At 60.2% G+C, this 16,923-nt stretch carries 17 protein-coding genes and 1 tRNA gene; 11 read left to right on the forward strand and 7 right to left on the reverse strand.

Going from position 1 to position 16,923, the window contains the following annotated elements; all coding sequences use genetic code 11:
- Positions 1 to 90: 90 nt before the first annotated feature.
- The 5 genes from ACM6IK_RS02320 to ACM6IK_RS02340 all read right to left on the reverse strand — a co-directional run bounded on the left by ACM6IK_RS02320 (position 91) and on the right by ACM6IK_RS02340 (position 5,444).
- Positions 91 to 1,497 (reverse strand): ABC transporter substrate-binding protein, encoded by a 1,407-nt coding sequence (locus ACM6IK_RS02320; protein WP_414872968.1) that lies wholly within the window; start codon positions 1,495 to 1,497, stop codon positions 91 to 93.
- Between the two features lie 163 nt (positions 1,498 to 1,660).
- Positions 1,661 to 1,906, reverse strand: a complete 246-nt coding sequence (locus ACM6IK_RS02325; RefSeq protein WP_003180418.1) for a ferredoxin family protein — start codon at positions 1,904 to 1,906, stop codon at positions 1,661 to 1,663.
- 26 nt (positions 1,907 to 1,932) lie between these two features.
- Entirely contained in the window at positions 1,933 to 3,663 is a 1,731-nt protein-coding gene (locus tag ACM6IK_RS02330; RefSeq protein ID WP_414872969.1) for a fumarate reductase/succinate dehydrogenase flavoprotein subunit, read from the reverse strand.
- The gene (locus tag ACM6IK_RS02335; protein WP_223545105.1) at positions 3,660 to 4,412 is read right to left on the reverse strand and encodes a GntR family transcriptional regulator; all 753 of its coding nucleotides are present in this window, start codon (positions 4,410 to 4,412) and stop codon (positions 3,660 to 3,662) included. The genes ACM6IK_RS02330 and ACM6IK_RS02335 overlap by 4 nt, the downstream gene beginning before the upstream one ends.
- A gap of 144 nt (positions 4,413 to 4,556) precedes the next feature.
- Positions 4,557 to 5,444, reverse strand: coding sequence for a Dyp-type peroxidase (locus ACM6IK_RS02340; RefSeq protein ID WP_223545106.1), 888 nt, complete (start codon positions 5,442 to 5,444; stop codon positions 4,557 to 4,559).
- A gap of 302 nt (positions 5,445 to 5,746) precedes the next feature.
- On the opposite strand from ACM6IK_RS02340, the gene ACM6IK_RS02345 reads away from it, so the two are divergent.
- Both ACM6IK_RS02345 and ACM6IK_RS02350 read left to right on the forward strand, forming a co-directional pair.
- Complete coding sequence (locus ACM6IK_RS02345; RefSeq protein WP_414872970.1) at positions 5,747 to 7,372, forward strand: NADP-dependent glyceraldehyde-3-phosphate dehydrogenase; 1,626 nt, start codon at positions 5,747 to 5,749, stop codon at positions 7,370 to 7,372.
- Positions 7,373 to 7,419: 47 nt separating this feature from the next.
- Entirely contained in the window at positions 7,420 to 8,457 is a 1,038-nt protein-coding gene (locus ACM6IK_RS02350) for an FUSC family protein (protein ID WP_414873011.1), read from the forward strand.
- A 15-nt stretch (positions 8,458 to 8,472) separates the two neighbouring features.
- Here ACM6IK_RS02350 and ACM6IK_RS02355 read toward each other — a convergent pair whose 3' ends face one another.
- Positions 8,473 to 9,366, reverse strand: coding sequence for a DMT family transporter (locus ACM6IK_RS02355; RefSeq protein WP_414872971.1), 894 nt, complete (start codon positions 9,364 to 9,366; stop codon positions 8,473 to 8,475).
- Positions 9,367 to 9,502: 136 nt separating this feature from the next.
- On the opposite strand from ACM6IK_RS02355, the gene ACM6IK_RS02360 reads away from it, so the two are divergent.
- Positions 9,503 to 9,940, forward strand: a complete 438-nt coding sequence (locus tag ACM6IK_RS02360; RefSeq protein WP_007987480.1) for an Lrp/AsnC family transcriptional regulator — start codon at positions 9,503 to 9,505, stop codon at positions 9,938 to 9,940.
- 56 nt (positions 9,941 to 9,996) lie between these two features.
- On the forward strand, positions 9,997 to 10,326 hold the full coding sequence (locus ACM6IK_RS02365) for a YceK/YidQ family lipoprotein (RefSeq protein ID WP_223545109.1): 330 nt from the start codon (positions 9,997 to 9,999) through the stop codon (positions 10,324 to 10,326).
- A gap of 59 nt (positions 10,327 to 10,385) precedes the next feature.
- Here ACM6IK_RS02365 and ACM6IK_RS02370 read toward each other — a convergent pair whose 3' ends face one another.
- Entirely contained in the window at positions 10,386 to 11,057 is a 672-nt protein-coding gene (locus ACM6IK_RS02370; protein WP_085717671.1) for a Bax inhibitor-1/YccA family protein, read from the reverse strand.
- Positions 11,058 to 11,180: 123 nt separating this feature from the next.
- Here ACM6IK_RS02370 and ACM6IK_RS02375 point away from each other — a divergent pair.
- The 7 genes from ACM6IK_RS02375 (at position 11,181) to ACM6IK_RS02405 (ending at position 16,849) form a co-directional block, all read left to right on the forward strand.
- Positions 11,181 to 11,268 (forward strand) — tRNA-Ser (locus tag ACM6IK_RS02375).
- 569 nt (positions 11,269 to 11,837) lie between these two features.
- Positions 11,838 to 12,671 (forward strand): phytanoyl-CoA dioxygenase family protein, encoded by an 834-nt coding sequence (locus tag ACM6IK_RS02380; RefSeq protein ID WP_414872972.1) that lies wholly within the window; start codon positions 11,838 to 11,840, stop codon positions 12,669 to 12,671.
- Between the two features lie 14 nt (positions 12,672 to 12,685).
- The gene (locus ACM6IK_RS02385; protein WP_108217836.1) at positions 12,686 to 13,102 is read left to right on the forward strand and encodes a RidA family protein; all 417 of its coding nucleotides are present in this window, start codon (positions 12,686 to 12,688) and stop codon (positions 13,100 to 13,102) included.
- A gap of 83 nt (positions 13,103 to 13,185) precedes the next feature.
- Positions 13,186 to 13,482, forward strand: coding sequence for an EthD family reductase (locus tag ACM6IK_RS02390; RefSeq protein WP_414872973.1), 297 nt, complete (start codon positions 13,186 to 13,188; stop codon positions 13,480 to 13,482).
- Between the two features lie 207 nt (positions 13,483 to 13,689).
- Positions 13,690 to 14,370, forward strand: coding sequence for a TetR/AcrR family transcriptional regulator (locus tag ACM6IK_RS02395; RefSeq protein WP_414872974.1), 681 nt, complete (start codon positions 13,690 to 13,692; stop codon positions 14,368 to 14,370).
- Between the two features lie 314 nt (positions 14,371 to 14,684).
- A complete protein-coding gene (locus tag ACM6IK_RS02400; protein ID WP_414872975.1) occupies positions 14,685 to 16,172 on the forward strand; it encodes a flavin monoamine oxidase family protein in 1,488 nt (495 codons plus the stop codon).
- Positions 16,172 to 16,849 carry a c-type cytochrome gene (locus tag ACM6IK_RS02405; protein WP_414872976.1) on the forward strand — a complete coding sequence of 226 codons (678 nt, stop codon included), beginning with the start codon at positions 16,172 to 16,174 and terminating at the stop codon, positions 16,847 to 16,849. Before ACM6IK_RS02400 ends, ACM6IK_RS02405 begins: the two co-directional genes overlap by 1 nt.
- The last annotated feature ends 74 nt before the right edge of the window (positions 16,850 to 16,923 follow it).

The raw sequence follows: 16,923 nt of genomic DNA on the forward strand, positions 1-16,923 counted from the left end.
GATGGCGGCAGGTCAGGCGACTTCAATGTTGAATGTGAAACCGCTATCGCGAGCAAGCTCGCTCCCACAGGGGCTGTGGTGTTTCGGCTGTTAGCGAACGGCCACGGCTTGCGCGGTAGCATCGGTGAAATCCAAGACCTTGCCGCCCTGCGTCGTGGCGAACTGCTGGGCCTGACCTTTGAGCAGGAACGCACTCAGCCGCCCTTTCCCGTCGGTGGCAAACCACGCCTGATCCGCCAGCAACTTGATCCCGCTGTCGCTGGCCTGGGCGTACACCGCGCGGATGTTTTTGCCTTCCTGCTTGAGGGCTGCCAGCGCGGCAAACGCTGCTTGCGCCGAGGCGTACTGGCGAACTTTCGGCTCACCGCGCACCCAGATTTCCGCCACGTGGCTGAAGTCGGTGATGGCTTGGCCGCTGGCGGCATCGACGGCCTTGAGCGGCGCCTGCTGGTAATTCGCAAGCTGCGCGCTGTAGTCCAGGTTCGAGGCCTTGAAGGCGGCGCGGATGTACTGGTCGTCGATGAAGGTGTCGAGATCCAGACCGCGATCGGCCTTCTTCAACAACTTGAGGGTATCGATGGCGGTGCCCACGGCCTGACGGTATTCCGGCTTCCAGCTCAGGTCGCGGGTCTGCACACCGAGGGGGCCATGGAACAGGTAATTGACCTCGGCATCGACCCCGGTGACCTTGGCGATCAGCTCGCTGTATTTCTCCGGTTCAGCCGCCAGCAGCTGGTTGGCTTCGATACTCGCCCGCAGGTAAGCAACGACGATTTCCGGGTACTTCTGCGCATAGGCCTGATCGACCAGCGCACCGTGGAAGGTCGGCGCGCTGGCCTGGGCGCCGTCATAAATCTTGCGCGCGAAGCCACGGCTCGGGAACAGTTCGGCGAAGGGCACGAAGTCAGCGTGAGCATCGATCTTGCCGGCCTGCAAGGCGGAGCCGGCGACCTCCGGCGGCTGGGCGATGATGTTCACGTCCTTGAGCGGGTCCCAGCCCTGGGCCGCGACGGCGCGCAGCAGCATGCCATGGGCGGTGGAAGCGAACGGTACGGAGATGGTCTTGCCTTTCAGCTCTGCCAGCGACTGCACGCCCGATGCGCTGGGCACCACGATGCCGTTGCCGCTGCCCTTGATGCTGCCCGACAGCACGCTGATGAACAGGCTGTGCTTGCCCGCCGTTTCGAACGCCACGCCGTTGAACGCGCCGGGGAAGTCGGCCATGGCGCCGAAGTCGAGTTTGCCGGCCACCATCTCGTTGGTCAGGGGAGCGCCGCTGGTGAAGTTTTTCCACTGCACCTCGTATTGGGCATCTTTGTAGGGGCCATCGTGGGGCAGGTATTTGTCCAGCAGGCCGAGTTCGCGAATCAACAGACCGCCGGCGGCGCAGTTGATGGTGGTGTCCTGGGTGCCGATGGCTATGCGGATGGTTTCGGCCGAGGCCGACAGGGTGAATGAAGCCAGTACCAGACCGGCCAAAGCTGCACGCAACATCATGAGTGTTTCCCCTCGAATCATTTATTGGATGTTCGTCTCCGCCACGATCAGGGCGCGGTGGGAAACGAGGGGTGTCTTGAATCAGGCGTCCGGTGGTGCCGGATGGCGTTTTGGGTTGTCTGTTCTGACGTCTTCGCTGGCAAGCCAGCTCCTACAAAAGCGGTTACCGCAATAAGTAGGGGATCTCGACTTTCACCGCCCCGGTCGGGCAGTCCTTTTCACAGGGCATGCAGTACCAGCATTCATCGAAGGCCATATAGGCCTTTTGCGTGGCCGGGTTGATCGCCAGCAGGTCCATCGGGCAAACGTCGACGCACACGGTGCAGCCTTTGTGGGCGATGCATTTGTCCTCATCAACCGTGACCGGTGCGTTGGAGCGAAAGAAGATTTCCTGGGGTTGGTAAGCCATGTTCGGTCTCTCTTTTGTTGTCGACATCAAGCCGCATCGGCACCGACCCGCAACCGGTCGTAGGCCTGCATCTCGTCGGCATCCAGCGGGATGATGTAAGGCTCGACGGCTTTCCTGAAACTGCTCATCAAACCGTTTTCGTCTTTCTTCAGGTGGCAATGGCAGAACCAGTCGCGGTCGTTGCGTTGCGGGTGATCGACGCGATAGTGGTAAAGCCCCCAGCGGCTTTCGGCGCGGAACAATGAAGCGCGGGCGGCCATTTCGGCGCAGTCGCGGATCATGCTGACTTCCATGGCGCGCATCAGCTCGTGGGCGTTGTGGGCCTTGATCTGGTCGAGATCGCGCTGGATGTCGCTGAAGCGTTGCAGGCCGATTTGCATCTTCCTGGTCACTTTCGGCGGTTGCAGGTAGTCGTTGACGAAGCGCCGCAGCTTGTACTCGACCTGGGCCGGTGGCAGGCCGTGTTCGCGGTCCAGCGGCGCGTAGACCCGTTGTTTTTCGATTTCGATCTGCGCAGCATCCAGCGCAGAAAACTCACGCCCGGCGACAAAATCCGCTGCGTTGTGGCCGGCGAACCAGCCGTAGGTGAACGCGCCGAGCATGTAGTTGTGCGGCACGGCGGCCATGTCACCGGCCGAGTACAAGCCCTTGACCGAGGTCTCGGCCTTCTCGTTGACCCACACCCCCGACGCCGAATGCCCGCTGCAAAAACCGATCTCGGAGATGTGCATCTCGACCATCTGCGTGCGGTAGTCAGTGCCGCGATTGGCATGGAACTGGCCGCGACTCGGACGCTCGTTGCTGTGCAGGATCTGCTCGATGTTCTGGATGGTTTCCTCGGCCAGGTGATCGAGTTTGAGGAACACCGGGCCATTGCCGCTTTCCAGCTCCTGGTGGAATTCCCACATCATCTGCCCGCTCCAGTAGTCGCACTCGATGAAGCGCTCACCCTTGTTGTTGGCGGTGTAGCCGCCCAAGGGACCAGTGACGTAGGCGCAGGCCGGACCGTTGTAATCCTTGATCAGCGGGTTGATCTGGAAGCATTCCAGGTTCGCCAGCTCGGCTCCGGCGTGGTAGGCCATCGAGAAGCCGTCGCCGGCATTGGTCGGATTCTCGTAGGTGCCCATCAGGTAGCCCGAGGATGGCAACCCCAAGCGTCCAGCGGCACCGCAGGCGAGGATCACCGCCTTGGCCTTGATCACATGGAAGTCCGCGGTGCGGCAGTCGAAGCCCATCACGCCGTTGACTGCGCCCTCTTCGTCCGTCAGCAATCGGGTGCAGACCAGGCGATTGGTGATGCTCACCCGCGCGCGCTTCAACTGCCGATACAGGACTTTCTTGATGTCGTGCCCTTCCGGCATCGGCAACACGTAGGCGCCCATGTGGTGAACCTTTTTCACTGCATAGTCGCCGGTTTCGTCCTTCTCGAATTTCACACCCCAGCGGTCCAGTTGCTCGATGGTTTCGAAGCTGTGGGTGGCATAGGCGTACACCGCAGCCTGATTGACGATGCCGTCGTTGGCGATGGTGATTTCCTTGGTGTATTGCTCCGGCGTCGAGTGGCCGGGAATGATCGCGTTGTTCAGGCCGTCCATGCCCATGCTGATCGCGCCGCTGCGCTTGACGTTGGCCTTGTCGATCAACAACACCCGCAGGTCGCGGTTGCGTTCCTTGGCCTTGATCGCCGCCATGGGGCCGGCAGTGCCGCCGCCGATCACGACGATGTCGTATTCCTGCTCCAACGTACTGCGCGTCATGCCTGCTCCCCTTTTTGCCGGTCGATCCGCAGGCGGTACTGGAAGGCATCGCCACGGTAGTAAAGGTGTTCGAAGTCCAGCGGCCAACCTTCGGCATCGTGGGTCAAGCGTTCGATGTGCATGATCGGCGAGCCGGGTTCGACGTTCAGCGCCCGGGTCAGGTCGCTGTTGGCCAGTACTGCATCGATGGCCAGGTCGGCGTGCCCCAGGGTCAGACCGCAGTCGTTTTCCAGAATCTGGAAAATGTCGCGGGTGACCAGGTCGGCTTTTTCCAGGCGCTCGCCAATGGCCTTGGGCAGGTAAGTGATTTCCAGGGAAATCGGCTCTCGATTGATCAGGCGCACCCGTTTGATCTGCGCCACGACCTCGCCTTCGGCCACCTGCAGACGCTCGGCGACGAGCTTGTTGGCGGCAATGAACTTGAAGCTGCGCAGGCGGTTGATCACCTCATAGCCGCGACCGGTCATGGACTCGGCCAGGCCTTGCAGGGTGCTGACGTTCTGGAAGGTTTTCGGTTTGGCGACGAAGGTGCCTTTGCCGTGAATCTTGAAGATCAGCCCTTCCTTCTGCAGGTCACCCAAGGCCTGGCGCACGGTGATGCGGCTGACCTTGAACAACGCGCCAAGCTCGCTTTCGGAAGGCATCTGGCTGTCTTGCGGATATTTACCGTCGAGGATGCGGGTACGCAGCACGTCTCGCAGCTGAGTGTGCAACGGAACGCTGCTCAGGGATAGAACGTTATCGGTCATGGCAGATCACTTGTTATAACGAGTTATGACGTGATCTTAGAGAGGCTATGACACGCTTGAGAAATACCGAATGCGCATAAGGTTAGATTCACCACAGCCCCTGTGGGAGCGAGCTTGCTCCCACAGGGGCTGTGGTCTGAGGGATCAGCCAATGCGCAAAGCGCGCAAGTCCAGTCGACCGTCCTTGAGCGGCGGGCACCAGTAGTAGCCACCGGTGACCGGACGGCTGATGCGGTACAAACCGTCGGTGATGCCGTCTTCCAGGCCACTCATGCGGCGCAGTTGGGCTTCGAAGGCGTCGAGGGAAAAACCGAAGGCCAGGAACATCAGCCCGGCACGGTCGCCTTCGATCCACGGCATCGAACGGCGCACCACGAAGGCTTCAGGCGCAAAGCTTTCCTGGGCGGTGCGTTTGACGTGGGCGCAAACCGGCGCGTCGTCGATCTCTTCGTTATCGCTCAAACGCCGACCTATGATGTTGTCCTTTTCATCCGCCGACAGCCCATGGAAACCTTTCAAGTCATGCTGCCACTGCTGGATCGCGGCAAAGCTGCCACCGACCAGCCCCTCGGCACCTTCACCCACCAGGGCGGCGGCGACAGCGGCTTCGTCTTGGGGATTCTCGGTGCCATCTTCGTAGCCGGTCAGGTCATGACCGGTCATGTGGCGGAAGGTTTCGTTCATCTGCACCAGACGCAACGCCGGGGCCACTGCCGCTTCGATGGCGTTACTGCGATTGAGCAGCTCACCACGGTCTTCACCGTGCAGCCAGCACCAGAGCGCGTGCTGGGTCGACGGATTGTCGACGCCCACACCGGTCAACGCCGGAAAGGTTCGCAGGCCATCGATCTGAGCGTGCAGCGCATTGACCAGCGATTCACCGAAGCCGACGACAGCCGATTTCCCGTCCACCAGTTGCATCAAGTTGTCGAGCGCGACCGGCAATGCCTCGATGGATTCGAGGACGAAGAACATATGGCGGGCTTGAGGCGGAACGGGGGCGGCGAGAATGCCCGGCTGGTAATAGCTCATATGAACTCCTTGAAAAAGAGCATGGAGTTTAACCGCAGTACGAGGATTTGTGTGCCGTCAGAGGCCAGCAACGCCGCAAAGACGCACCCCACCAAGGCCAAACAAAGGCTAGGCTTTTCAGTTGATCGGGTTGAGGGCATCGGGGGCCAACAAGCAGCACTTCCGAGACCATGACTGCAGGGGTCGATGAATCCGCGATCCTTCACGCTGTGCGGCAAACGCTGAAATGAGTCATGACAAGGGTTGCTGAGGTCTGCTAAAACGATTCATCAGTGCATTATCCAATCCAGAGGGGTAGCGACATGACCACAGCCAATATTCTCCAGAACCTGTTCCCGAGCCCCGCCGACATCCCGGAAAAGTACCGCCTTGACGGCCAGTCCGAGCAGCGTGAGTACCTGGTTGATGGCGCACTGAGAATCTGGAACGGGCCACTGGCCCAGGTCCGCAGCCCGGTGTACCTGACCGGCGCCAATGGCGACGAACAAGTGATCCTCGGCAGCACGCCGCTGCTCGATGCCGAGACCGCGCTGACCGCCCTCGACGCTGCCGTCCGTGCTTATGACCGGGGCCAGGGATTGTGGCCGACCATGCGCGTGGCCGAACGCATCCAGCACGTCGAAACCTTCCTGGGGCGCATGCGCGAGCAGCGCGAGGCCGTGGTCAAGTTGCTGATGTGGGAAATCGGCAAGAACCTCAAGGATTCGGAAAAGGAGTTCGACCGCACCTGCGACTACATCGTCGACACCATCAACGCGCTGAAAGAACTCGACCGCCGCTCCAGCCGTTTCGAACTGGAACAGGACACCCTCGGCCAGATCCGTCGCGTGCCGATGGGCGTGGCCCTGTGCATGGGGCCTTACAACTACCCGTTGAACGAAACCTTCACCACGCTGATCCCGGCGCTGATCATGGGCAATACCGTGGTGTTCAAGCCGGCCAAGCTCGGCGTGCTGCTGATTCGTCCGCTGCTGGAAGCCTTCCGCGACAGCTTTCCGGCCGGGGTGATCAACGTCATCTACGGCAGCGGCCGCGAGACGGTCAGTGCGCTGATGGCCAGCGGCAAGATCGACATCTTTGCCTTCATTGGCACCAACAAAGCCGCCAGCGACCTGAAAAAACTCCATCCCAGACCTCACCGCTTGCGCGCAGCGCTGGGCCTGGATGCGAAAAACCCAGGCATCGTCCTGCCGGAAGTGGATCTGGACAATGCGGTCAGTGAGGCGGTGACCGGCTCGCTCTCATTCAATGGTCAGCGCTGCACCGCGCTGAAGATCCTGTTTGTCCACGAAGACGTGGTCGAGTCCTTCATCGACAAATTCAATGCCAGGCTCGCCAACCTCAAACCCGGCATGCCCTGGGAAAATGGCGTAGCCCTGACGCCACTACCGGAGTCGAGCAAGGTCGGCTATCTGCGTGCACTGGTGGCGGACGCCGAGAGCAAAGGCGCCAGGGTGGTCAACCCCAATGGCGGCGAGGTTCGTGCGTCGTTCTTCTACCCGGCGGTGTTGTACCCGGTCACGCCGCAGATGCGCGTTTATCAGGAAGAGCAGTTCGGCCCGGTCATCCCCATCGTGCCGTACCGTCATCTGGATACCGTGATCGACTACGTGCTGGAGTCGGACTTCGGCCAACAGTTGAGCATCTTCGGCACCAACCCGGTGGCGGTCGGCCGGCTGGTGGACACCTTCGCCAATCAGGTCGGGCGCATCAACCTCAACGCCCAATGCCAGCGCGGCCCGGACACCTACCCCTTCAATGGTCGCAAGAACTCCGCCGAAGGCACCTTGTCAGTCCATGACGCACTGCGGGTGTTTTCGATCCGTACCCTGGTCGCCACCAAATTCCAGGAGACCAACAAGGACCTGATCAGCGAGATCATCAGCGGCCGCAGTTCGAGCTTCCTGACCACCGACTACATCTTCTGAGGAGAGCCGGCCTGAATACATCCAGAACCCATCGACTGCCACCGCTGCTGCGCCGACTGCTGCGTCCGTTGCTGGACCCGTACCGGCGCTACCGCCATGCCCGGGTGATCCATGCGGTGCGGGTGTCGCTCGGGTTGCTGGCGACCATCCTGCTGACCACCGGCATCCATCTGCCCCACGGTGAGTGGGCGTCGGTGACGATGCTGGTGGTGATCGGCGGCTTGCAGCATCACGGCAACATCGGCAAAAAAGCCGCCGAGCGTGCCATTGGCACCTTGATTGGCGCCGGTGTCGGCCTGGCGTTGGTGGCACAACAGGCCTGGCTCGGGATGCCGTGGCTGACCTATTTCGCGATGTCGGTGGTCTGCGGTTTTTTCTCGTATCACGCCATCGGCAAGGGTGGTTACACCGCGCTGCTGTCGGCGATCACCGTGTTCATCGTCGCAGGGCACGGCGACAACCCGGTCACCGATGGCCTGTGGCGCGGGGTGGATATCCTGATCGGCATTGCCCTGGCCCTGGCGTTTTCCTTCGCCCTGCCGCTGTACGCGGTGTATTCCTGGCGCTACAACCTGGCCGATGCGCTGCGTGATTGCGCGAAAATCTACGGGCGCATCATTGACGGCCAGGCCATCACTGCCGACGAACACCTCAAGCTCATGACCCGCCTGAACGCGGTGATGGTGCAACTTCGCTCGTTGATGCCATCGGTGTCCAAGGAGGTGAAGATTTCCATGACCGAGCTGGATGCCATCCAGCGCAATCTGCGCATGTGCGTCAGTACCCTGGAAATCCTCGGCAACACCCGCCCGGATGCCAATGATCTCGAGGCGATGTCGCTGATGCAAACGGCATTGAAAGCCGAGCATCGACAGATTCGCGTGCAATTGATCGGCATGGCCCGGGCGTTGAAATCCGGTGCGGTCCAGCGGCTCAGTCGCCCTGTGGATGTACCGCTGGTCAGCCTCGATGCGCCGGTCTACAACACGCTGGACGGTTATCGCCTGCTGACTCAACAACTGGCCGCCAACATCGGCCAGATGCGCCAGCGACTGGCCGGTAATGCGCCGCGCTGGAACATCTGACGCCTGGCCAGCGGGTTACGGCGTCACCGTGCGCCGAAACTTCAACGACCAGCCTTGTTGCATGCCGGCAGCGGCCAGCAGAATCGCCGCGACGCCGATCCATTGCAGCGGTTCCAGGCGATGGCCGAAAGCAAACCAGTCGACGAAAATCGCCGCGATCGGGTAAATGAAGGACAGCGCCCCCGTCAGCGCAGTCGGCAGCTTTTGAATCGCACCGTACAGCAACACGTACATCACACCGGTGTGCAGCATGCCCAGCGTCACCAGGCTGGCCCACGCGCTCGGTGCCTGGGGCAGTGCCGAAAAATGCGCGAATGGCGCGAGCAACAACACGCCAGTGCTGACCTGGATCAGCGCGATCAAATGCGGCGGGGTGCCGGTCAGACGCTTGATGATCAACGCGGCAATCGCATAGAGAAACGCCGCACCCAAGGCCAGGGCAATGCCCAACAAGTAATCGCTGCCGCTCTCGCCCCCGCCGCCATGGGCGCTGACAATCGCCAGCATCCCGAGAAACGACACGCCCAGCCAGGCCAGCTTCTGCGCGGTGATCTTTTCGTTGAGGAACAACGCCGCCAGCCCGACCAACATGAACGGCTGGACGTTATAGACGGCAGTGCCGATGGCAATCGACGCCCGGGAATAGGACGCGAACAACAGCACCCAGTTGCCGACAATCGCCACACCGCTGAGCACCGCCAGCAGGAAGGTCGTACGGGTCAGAATGTCGGGGCGCAGAAAGCCGAAGCCTGCACAAATCAGCAGCAAGGTGCCGGCACCGAACAGGCAGCGCCAGAACACCACATCCAGCACCGGTTGCCCGGACACCAGCACGAACCAGCCGATGGTGCCGGAGATCAGCATGGCGGCCGTCATTTCGAACGAACCGCGGCGTAGGGATTTGTCCATCATCAGACTCCTGTGTTTGTGGCCAAAGTATGCCAATGCACCCTGGGGCTACTCCAGAGCAAAAAGCAGGCTAAACTCGAGATCTGCCTTTTTTATAAAGGCCATTTCGAAAAAATGCCTAACAGAGGATTTCGCCATGACCGATGACATCGACCAGGTGCTGATCACGGCGCTGATGGAAGACTCGCGACGCTCGCTCAAGGCCCTGGCGCAAATCAGCGGCCTGTCCTCCCCCAGCGTCGCCGAGCGTCTGCGCCGCCTGGAAGAGCGTGGCGTGCTCAAGGGCTACACCGTTGAAATCGACCCGAAATGTTTTGGCTATCAGCTCCAGGCCATCGTGCGAATTCGCCCGTTGCCTGGTCAATTGCAGGAAGTGGAACGGCAAATCATGGCCATTCCCGAATTCACCGAGTGCGACAAGGTCACCGGCGACGACTGCTTCATCGCGCGCCTGCATGTGCGCTCGATGGAACAACTGGACACCCTGCTCGACCGCCTCAACACCCACGCTGAAACCAATACGGCGATCGTCAAGAAAACCCCGGTCAAGCGCCGGTTGCCACCCATGGCGTGAGTGATATCTGCTTCAGACTTAAGTAGATTGGCGGTTTCCGGCGAAGGATTGACGGTATGAAAATTCAGGCGATGCTACTCGTGGCGATGCTGCTGGCGGGTTGCGGCACGATTCAAACGGTTGTACGCGGTGACGAAGTGGCTGCAAAAAGCCTCAGGGACCACAAGAGTTATTGCGGCGCGGTACCGCGAATCTACAGCGGCGTGACCTACGACTTCTGCACGCTGAATGCCCCCCTGGAAAAAGGCCGCGATGCGCAGGTGCATGATAGTGCCCCCGCCATTGTGCTGATCGACGTGGTCATCTCCGGCGCGCTCGACACCTTGTTGCTGCCCTACACCATCTACCGCCAGCAAGCCGACGGCAGCATCGTCATTGTGGAGTGACCCTGAATTCCAGATCATAAAAAACCCGCCGAAGCGGGTTTTTCATTTAATGCCGACGATCAATCATCGCGGCCCATGATGCCGAACAGCTGCAACAGGCTGATGAACAGGTTGTAGATCGATACATACAGGCTGATGGTGGCCATGATGTAGTTACGCTCGCCGCCATGAATGATGGCGCTGGTCTGGAACAGAATGCAGACCGAGGAGAACAGCACGAAACCTGCGCTGATCGCCAGTTGCAGGCCGCTGATCTGGAAGAACATGCCCGCCAGCGTCGCACCCAGCAGCACGAAGAAGCCTGCCGTGATGAAGCCGCCGAGGAAGCTCATGTCCTTGCGGGTGATCAGCACATACGCCGACAGACCGCCAAACACCAGCGCAGTCATCGCGAAAGCCGAGCTGACCACTTCAGCGCCGCCCTGCATACCCAGGTAACGGTTGAGGATCGGGCCCAGCAGGAAACCCATGAAACCGGTCAGGGCAAATGCCGACACCAGGCCCCAGGCCGAATCACGGAGTTTGTTGGTGAGGAAGAAAAGACCGTAGAAGCCGATCAGCACCACGAAAATGTTCGGGTAGCCAACACGCATCTGCTGGGCAACGTAGGCCGTCACACCGCTGAATGCCAGGGTCAGGGCGAGCAAGCCGTATGTGTTGCGCAGGACGCGGCTAACCTCTAGCTGCTCAGCCTGCACGCTGTTATTAACTGCGTAATCCTGTTCGCGCATGGCGACACTCCTGTTGGTTTGAAACGTTCAGTCGCAAAGATCATAACAGACGCTCTGTAACAAGCTACGCAGAGAGTTTGACAGTGTGTTTCATTCAGGTATTATGGCGCCCGCAACGCAAACGGAGGTGTGGCCGAGTGGTTTAAGGCAACGGTCTTGAAAACCGTCGACTGTAACAGGTCCATGAGTTCGAATCCCATCGCCTCCGCCATCTTTATACGACAAAGCCCTGATTATTCAGGGCTTTGTCGTTTCTTGGGTTTGGAAAAACCTGCCAGCCCATACCTTGGCTCTTGGCTTTCCATAACTGTACGTGGAGCGCCTTGATACGGGCCAAGTGCGTCGATGGGGAACCCTGCCAGGCGCCGTCGCGACCTATCACCGGCATTTACCAATATCGAGGGGGGCAACAGGCAAGTCCACCCATTGCGCCCCAATCCAGTTCGCCCTGGTTATCTCTACGAGAAGGGCTATGGCGTGCCGGTCAACCAGCAGCCGCAAGGACCCGAATCTGATAGAGGCTTGCGTCTACTACTTCTTCCAGCGTCCTCCCATTGCGCCACGCATATATCCTCGCCGATTGTTCAAGCGGCCTAATTGATACGGCAGCGAACCGGCAACCTGTTCGGGGGGAAAAGCTGTCCATAGCCGACGCCAGCACATCCAGGAAATGGGCACATTTCGGTGCCAGCCATAATTACAATAACGACCGTTGCGTTAAATAAACCTGGCTGCTAGGATCAATCTCACCTTAGTAAAGTTTCGTGGGAGAAAGCCGCTATGCAAGACTCTCTGCGCAAGGCATTCCTGGAAGATGGGGCAGTCCTGATCAAAGGGCTTCTGAACGAGGAGCAACTAGCTCAGTGTCGGACTGCCTATGACTGGGCAGTCGAGAACCACGGCCCCAACGCGTTTCGAATGTTCGACGGGACCTTGCAACAGTCACACGTCGACAACGCTAATCCGCTCGCCAAGGAGCGCTTGGATGAGTTGGTGTCTTCCCTCCCCTTTGGCCAGTTGTTCGCACACCTCTGGGGTTGCGAAAACGTCTGGTATTTCGCCGAGGAAGTGTTCCTCAAGGCCGGCGGACGCGGTTCGCGCACACTCTGGCATCAGGACACCTCTTATTTGCCCTGGGCCGGCATGCATTGGGGCAATGCATGGATCAGCTTCGAATCCGTTCCCAAGCAGAATGCATTGGAGATCATTCGGGGCTCACACCGCGGAACGCGTTTTGATGGCACCACCTTCCTCGACCCGAACGACCCAACCCAACCCTTGCATGGAGGCGGCATTCTGCCTCGCCTTCCCGATATCGAGGCTGAGCGCGAGCAGGCGCCCGATGCGTACGAAATTCTGTCGTGGGCAACGGAGCCCGGGGATGTGGTCGTGCTCCATCCCGGCTCGCTACACGGCGGAGCGCCGGTCGACGAAGCCTTCCCGGATCGACACACCTTTGTTTTCCGCTTCTTTGGTGACGATGCAACCTTCACCCCCCTGCCGGAGCACAGCGACGCGGGTTATCCGAAGGAAGGCGTTCTCTTCACCGAAGAATTGATGACTTTGAAGCCGGGAGAACCCTTCCGTCACCCCACCTTCCGCCAGCTCGTATGATCGGAGATCAAGCAATGAGTACCCAGAACCTGAAACGGCAAACCATCACCCCTCCCCAATCCCAAGTGTTCTACGATAACTATCACTTTCCGCAAGCGACGCGTGTCGGGGACATGATCTGGGTTTCCGGCCAGGTCGGAATCGACGCCACAATGACACCGGGCAATGGTATCGAAGAGCAGGCGCACCTAGCCTTCCAAGGCTTGAAAATCGCCCTTGAGGCGGCGGGCGCGACCCTGGCGGATGTTGTCGAGCTGATGACATTTCATACTGAGCTTCAAGCTGACACGCACGCATTCATCCAGGTCAAGCACCAGTACTTCCCCGACCGGTATCCGTCATGGACCGCCATCGGCATCTCGCAGCTGGCCCTTCCCGGGCTTCGCGTGGAAATTCGCGCCGTTGCGGTCGTGGGTTGCGGCGAAAGCTGATTTCACAAAAACACCGCGCCTCAGGTTGCCGAGGCGCGCGTCATGCCCTCTCTACCCCATCACAACAAGAGCAAGGACTACCCATGGCTACCCTTATCGTGAGCTACCCCCTAACCGAAGATGCGAAATTCGACCGGGAGTACTACCTTTCCACCCACATCCCGCTTGCGCGCTCCGCATGGGGTGAGTTTGGACTGCAATCGGCCGAGATCCTGTTTCCGGCCGTCGGTCCGCAGCCCTTGGCAGGCCTGGTGATTCTGCGCTTCAACAATCAGGCCGCAATCGATGCCGCGCTTACCTCCCCCAGGACGGCTGAGGTTCTCGGCGACGTGGCGAATTTCACCAATATCGCTCCAGTGATCTTCCGTGCGGACGATTGATGCATCGCGCGGCTGCCCGAAGGCCGCTGATGCGCCCTTCGGGAGAGCCCCGGTATCGAGTCTTGCATGGGTGCTTTCTTCAAATAAATTCCATATGCTGAGCCGCTAATAGCAAGTTGCAGCTTTTTCACTGCAACTGTTACTCCGATCAATTGAGCCAGCGAAAATTACCCATTTCCTATGCCTGATTCACGACCCCAGCCTCCCATGAACAAAAGCTCTCAAGCGATTGATAGCGAATCCGAACCGGTCTCCCGCCGGGGTCGGCCCGTAGGCGACCACAAGGCGAAACGGGCCGAGTTGCTGGCGGCGGCGATCGCGGTGATCGCACGCGAGGGCTATGCCGGAGCTTCGATGCGCAAAGTGGCGCAGCACGCCGGGTGCACGACGGGAGCGGTGACCTACTACTTCGCAAACAAGGAGGAGATGATCACCGCTGTCGCACAGAGCCTGTTCGACCAGATCGACACTTTGCTGGAGAACAACCAGGAGCGGATCGATATCAAGGCTCTCATCGAACAATGGCTCGACTGGACGAACACCGACGAGCCGGACGCATGGCTCGCATGGCTCCAATTGCTTGGCTACGCAAGGCACGAACCGGCTTTCGCCGGCGTCATCAAGCAACGATATGCAAGGTTCCGCCAGGTGTTTACATCGGTACTGGAGAGAGGGCAAAACCAAGGCATAATCCGCGACGATATCCCCGCCGAGCTGCTCGCCGATCAGCTCAGCGCGATCAGCGATGGATGGATGATGATGTTGCCGATCGAACCTGAACGGTTCGGTTCGAGCCGAGGTCAATCCCTTCTCGATGCCCTCATGACCTTGATCACTCCACCCCAACCGCAAAAGCCATCTTCCAAGCGAAAGGCTGTCGCCAAGTAAAGCAGTTGACGCGCGCAGCCGAGTTGGCCTTCACGAGCCGCGCGCTTCTCCAGGATTATTAGGTCGGAGCTGCGCACCGCGCTTTCTTGCAATGGCCACTACATGGCACCGGCTGCCTTGTTCTGACCGCTCTATCCAGCAGGACACCTGCCCTTATCATGCCGCGGCCCATCTCACAGGCGCCGGGGCCTGCGTCCTCCTCCCCCCTCAAAACCAAAACGCCCTCCTATTCTGCTTTGCACGCTTTCAAATGTGCTGTATTTTTACATAACAATCGTTATGCAAAACATACAATAGATATGACAGAGGCGAAGATGAATTCAGATAACGATGAATTGTCGCTGCCAGCGCGCCAGCGACGCTTGCTGCTTCAGGCGATTGGAAGCGCCACCTTGATCGGAGGGATCGCGCTGAGCGGGCGGGCCACGGCTCAGGTGCTACATGCTGGCCAGGACGACATCCTTGACGTAGCCATCATCGGGGCAGGACTGGCCGGCCTGACTTCGGCGCGGGACCTGCGCCGCGCTGGCTGCGAGTCCTTCGTCGTACTTGAGGCCCGGGACCGTGTCGGTGGGCGCACCTACAACCACGACCTGGGCAAAGGCGTTGTGTCGGAAGCCGGCGGCGAGTGGATCGGCCCCGGCCAGACGGCCATCTTCGACCTGGCCCGTGAACTCGAGATCGACACCTTCCCGACCTGGTACCAGGGCAAAAACGTCTACCTGGTGGGTGACGCCAAATTCGAGCAGGACCTGACCAAAGGCCAGAACCCCAATGCCTCGATAGTCGAGAAGCTGAATGAACTGGCACGGGGAGTGCCCAGCAAGGAGCCATGGACCGCGACGGATGCGGCCGCCCTGGACAAACTGTCGGTCGGCGAGTGGCTGAAGCAGCAGGGGGTCAGCAATGGGAGCAAGCTCGGCTTCGATACCTCCATAGGCCTGACAACTGGAACCCCTCCCTCAGTCCTGGCGCTGTTGCACTACCTGTCCCTCATCAATTCCGCCGATTGCCGCATGGAAAAACTCGAGGGGTTCAAGGGCGGCGCCCAGGAAACTCGCTTCGTCGGTGGCTCGCAGGTCCTCAGTATCAAGATGGCAGAGGCTCTGGGTGACAAGGTCAAATTGTCCTGCCCGGTACGCAAGATCGTCGGTTGGGACCGAGATGTGGTCGAACTGCATACCGACCAGGGCGTCATTCGCGCCCGGCAGGTCATCGCTGCGCTGCATCCGGCCTTGTGCAATCAGATCAGCTTCGATCCGCCCCTCCCCAGCGGACGCGCGCAATTACAGCACCTCTGGCCGTCCCATGCCCCCATGCGCAAGACCGTGCATGTCTACGAGCGTCCGTTCTGGCGGGACAAGGGCCTGAACGGCCAGATCACGCAAGCCGACGGACCGCTGATCCTGTCCTATGACAACTCGCCCCCGGATGGCAGCGTCGGTGTCCTCAGCGCCTTCGTCAGAAGCGGCCAATTGCCCCACGATGCCAACGCCGCTCAAAGCGCCCTGTCAGCCATCTATGCGCAAGCAATGGGCGATGAAGCGCTGCACCCCATCCAGTTCCACGACCACGACTGGGGCAAGGTCGATCCCTGGACCCTCACCTGCGTCGCGTCGATACCCCCCGGTTTTCTGACCCAATGGGGTCAGTATCTGAAACCGTCGGTTGGCCGCCTGATCTGGTCCGGCACTGAAACAGCCGATCTCTGGGCCAGTTCGATGGATGGTGCTATCCGTGCCGGCCACCGGGCAGCACTCGAGGCGCTCCAGGCGTTGGTTCAACGTCGGAGGAACGTGTGATGAAGCGAGCATTTGTGATGGGGGCGGTCGTAACAGTGGCGGCCTTGGCGGTATCGAGCGCGATATATGGCCCGGAGATGGTGGCTGGCTATCGCTTCATGGACGCCCTCGACCAGCATTATGCCAACTACGAGGCCAATGGCGGCGCCTGGCCACAGGTCCAGGACTCCTGCGCACTCTGCCACGGCGCCAATGGCCAGCCCCGGGACGCGCAGTACGCTTCCCTCGCCGGTCTATCCGCGCCATACATCGAAGCCCAGTTGCACGCCTTCGCCGAAGGGCGTCGACACAGCCCGCAAATGAGCCCGCTCGCGGCACATCTGACTACAGATCAAATCAAGTCCCTGGCGGGCTATTTCGCGCGTCAGCAGCCGGAAAGGACAGAGGCCCCGAGCCGCGATGAAGCGCTGGAACAACGCGGACAAGTCACAATCGCGACTAGAGGATGCACCGCCTGCCATGGCGAGGGTCTGTCGGGTAGCCCGCTCGCTCCCCGCATTGCGGGCCAGGGCGAACGCTATTTGATAAACCAGCTCACCGCCTTCAAGCAGGGGCAACGCAAGGACCCCAGCCAGACCATGAACGCCATCACCAGCACACTCTCGGAGGAGGAGATCAGGGCCACGGCCCACTTCCTGGCCAACCAGACACCAACCTCGAATCCGGTAACCAGGTAATCGGTTATTCGTGGAGGTGGGCATGGAGGCTCACCTACCCCACATCCCCGTGCGAGAGACAGAACTCCCCCGGA

Origin of the sequence: Pseudomonas sp. IT-196MI5, from assembly GCF_949767415.1 — a bacterium.
Classification (GTDB): Bacteria; Pseudomonadota; Gammaproteobacteria; order Pseudomonadales; family Pseudomonadaceae; genus Aquipseudomonas.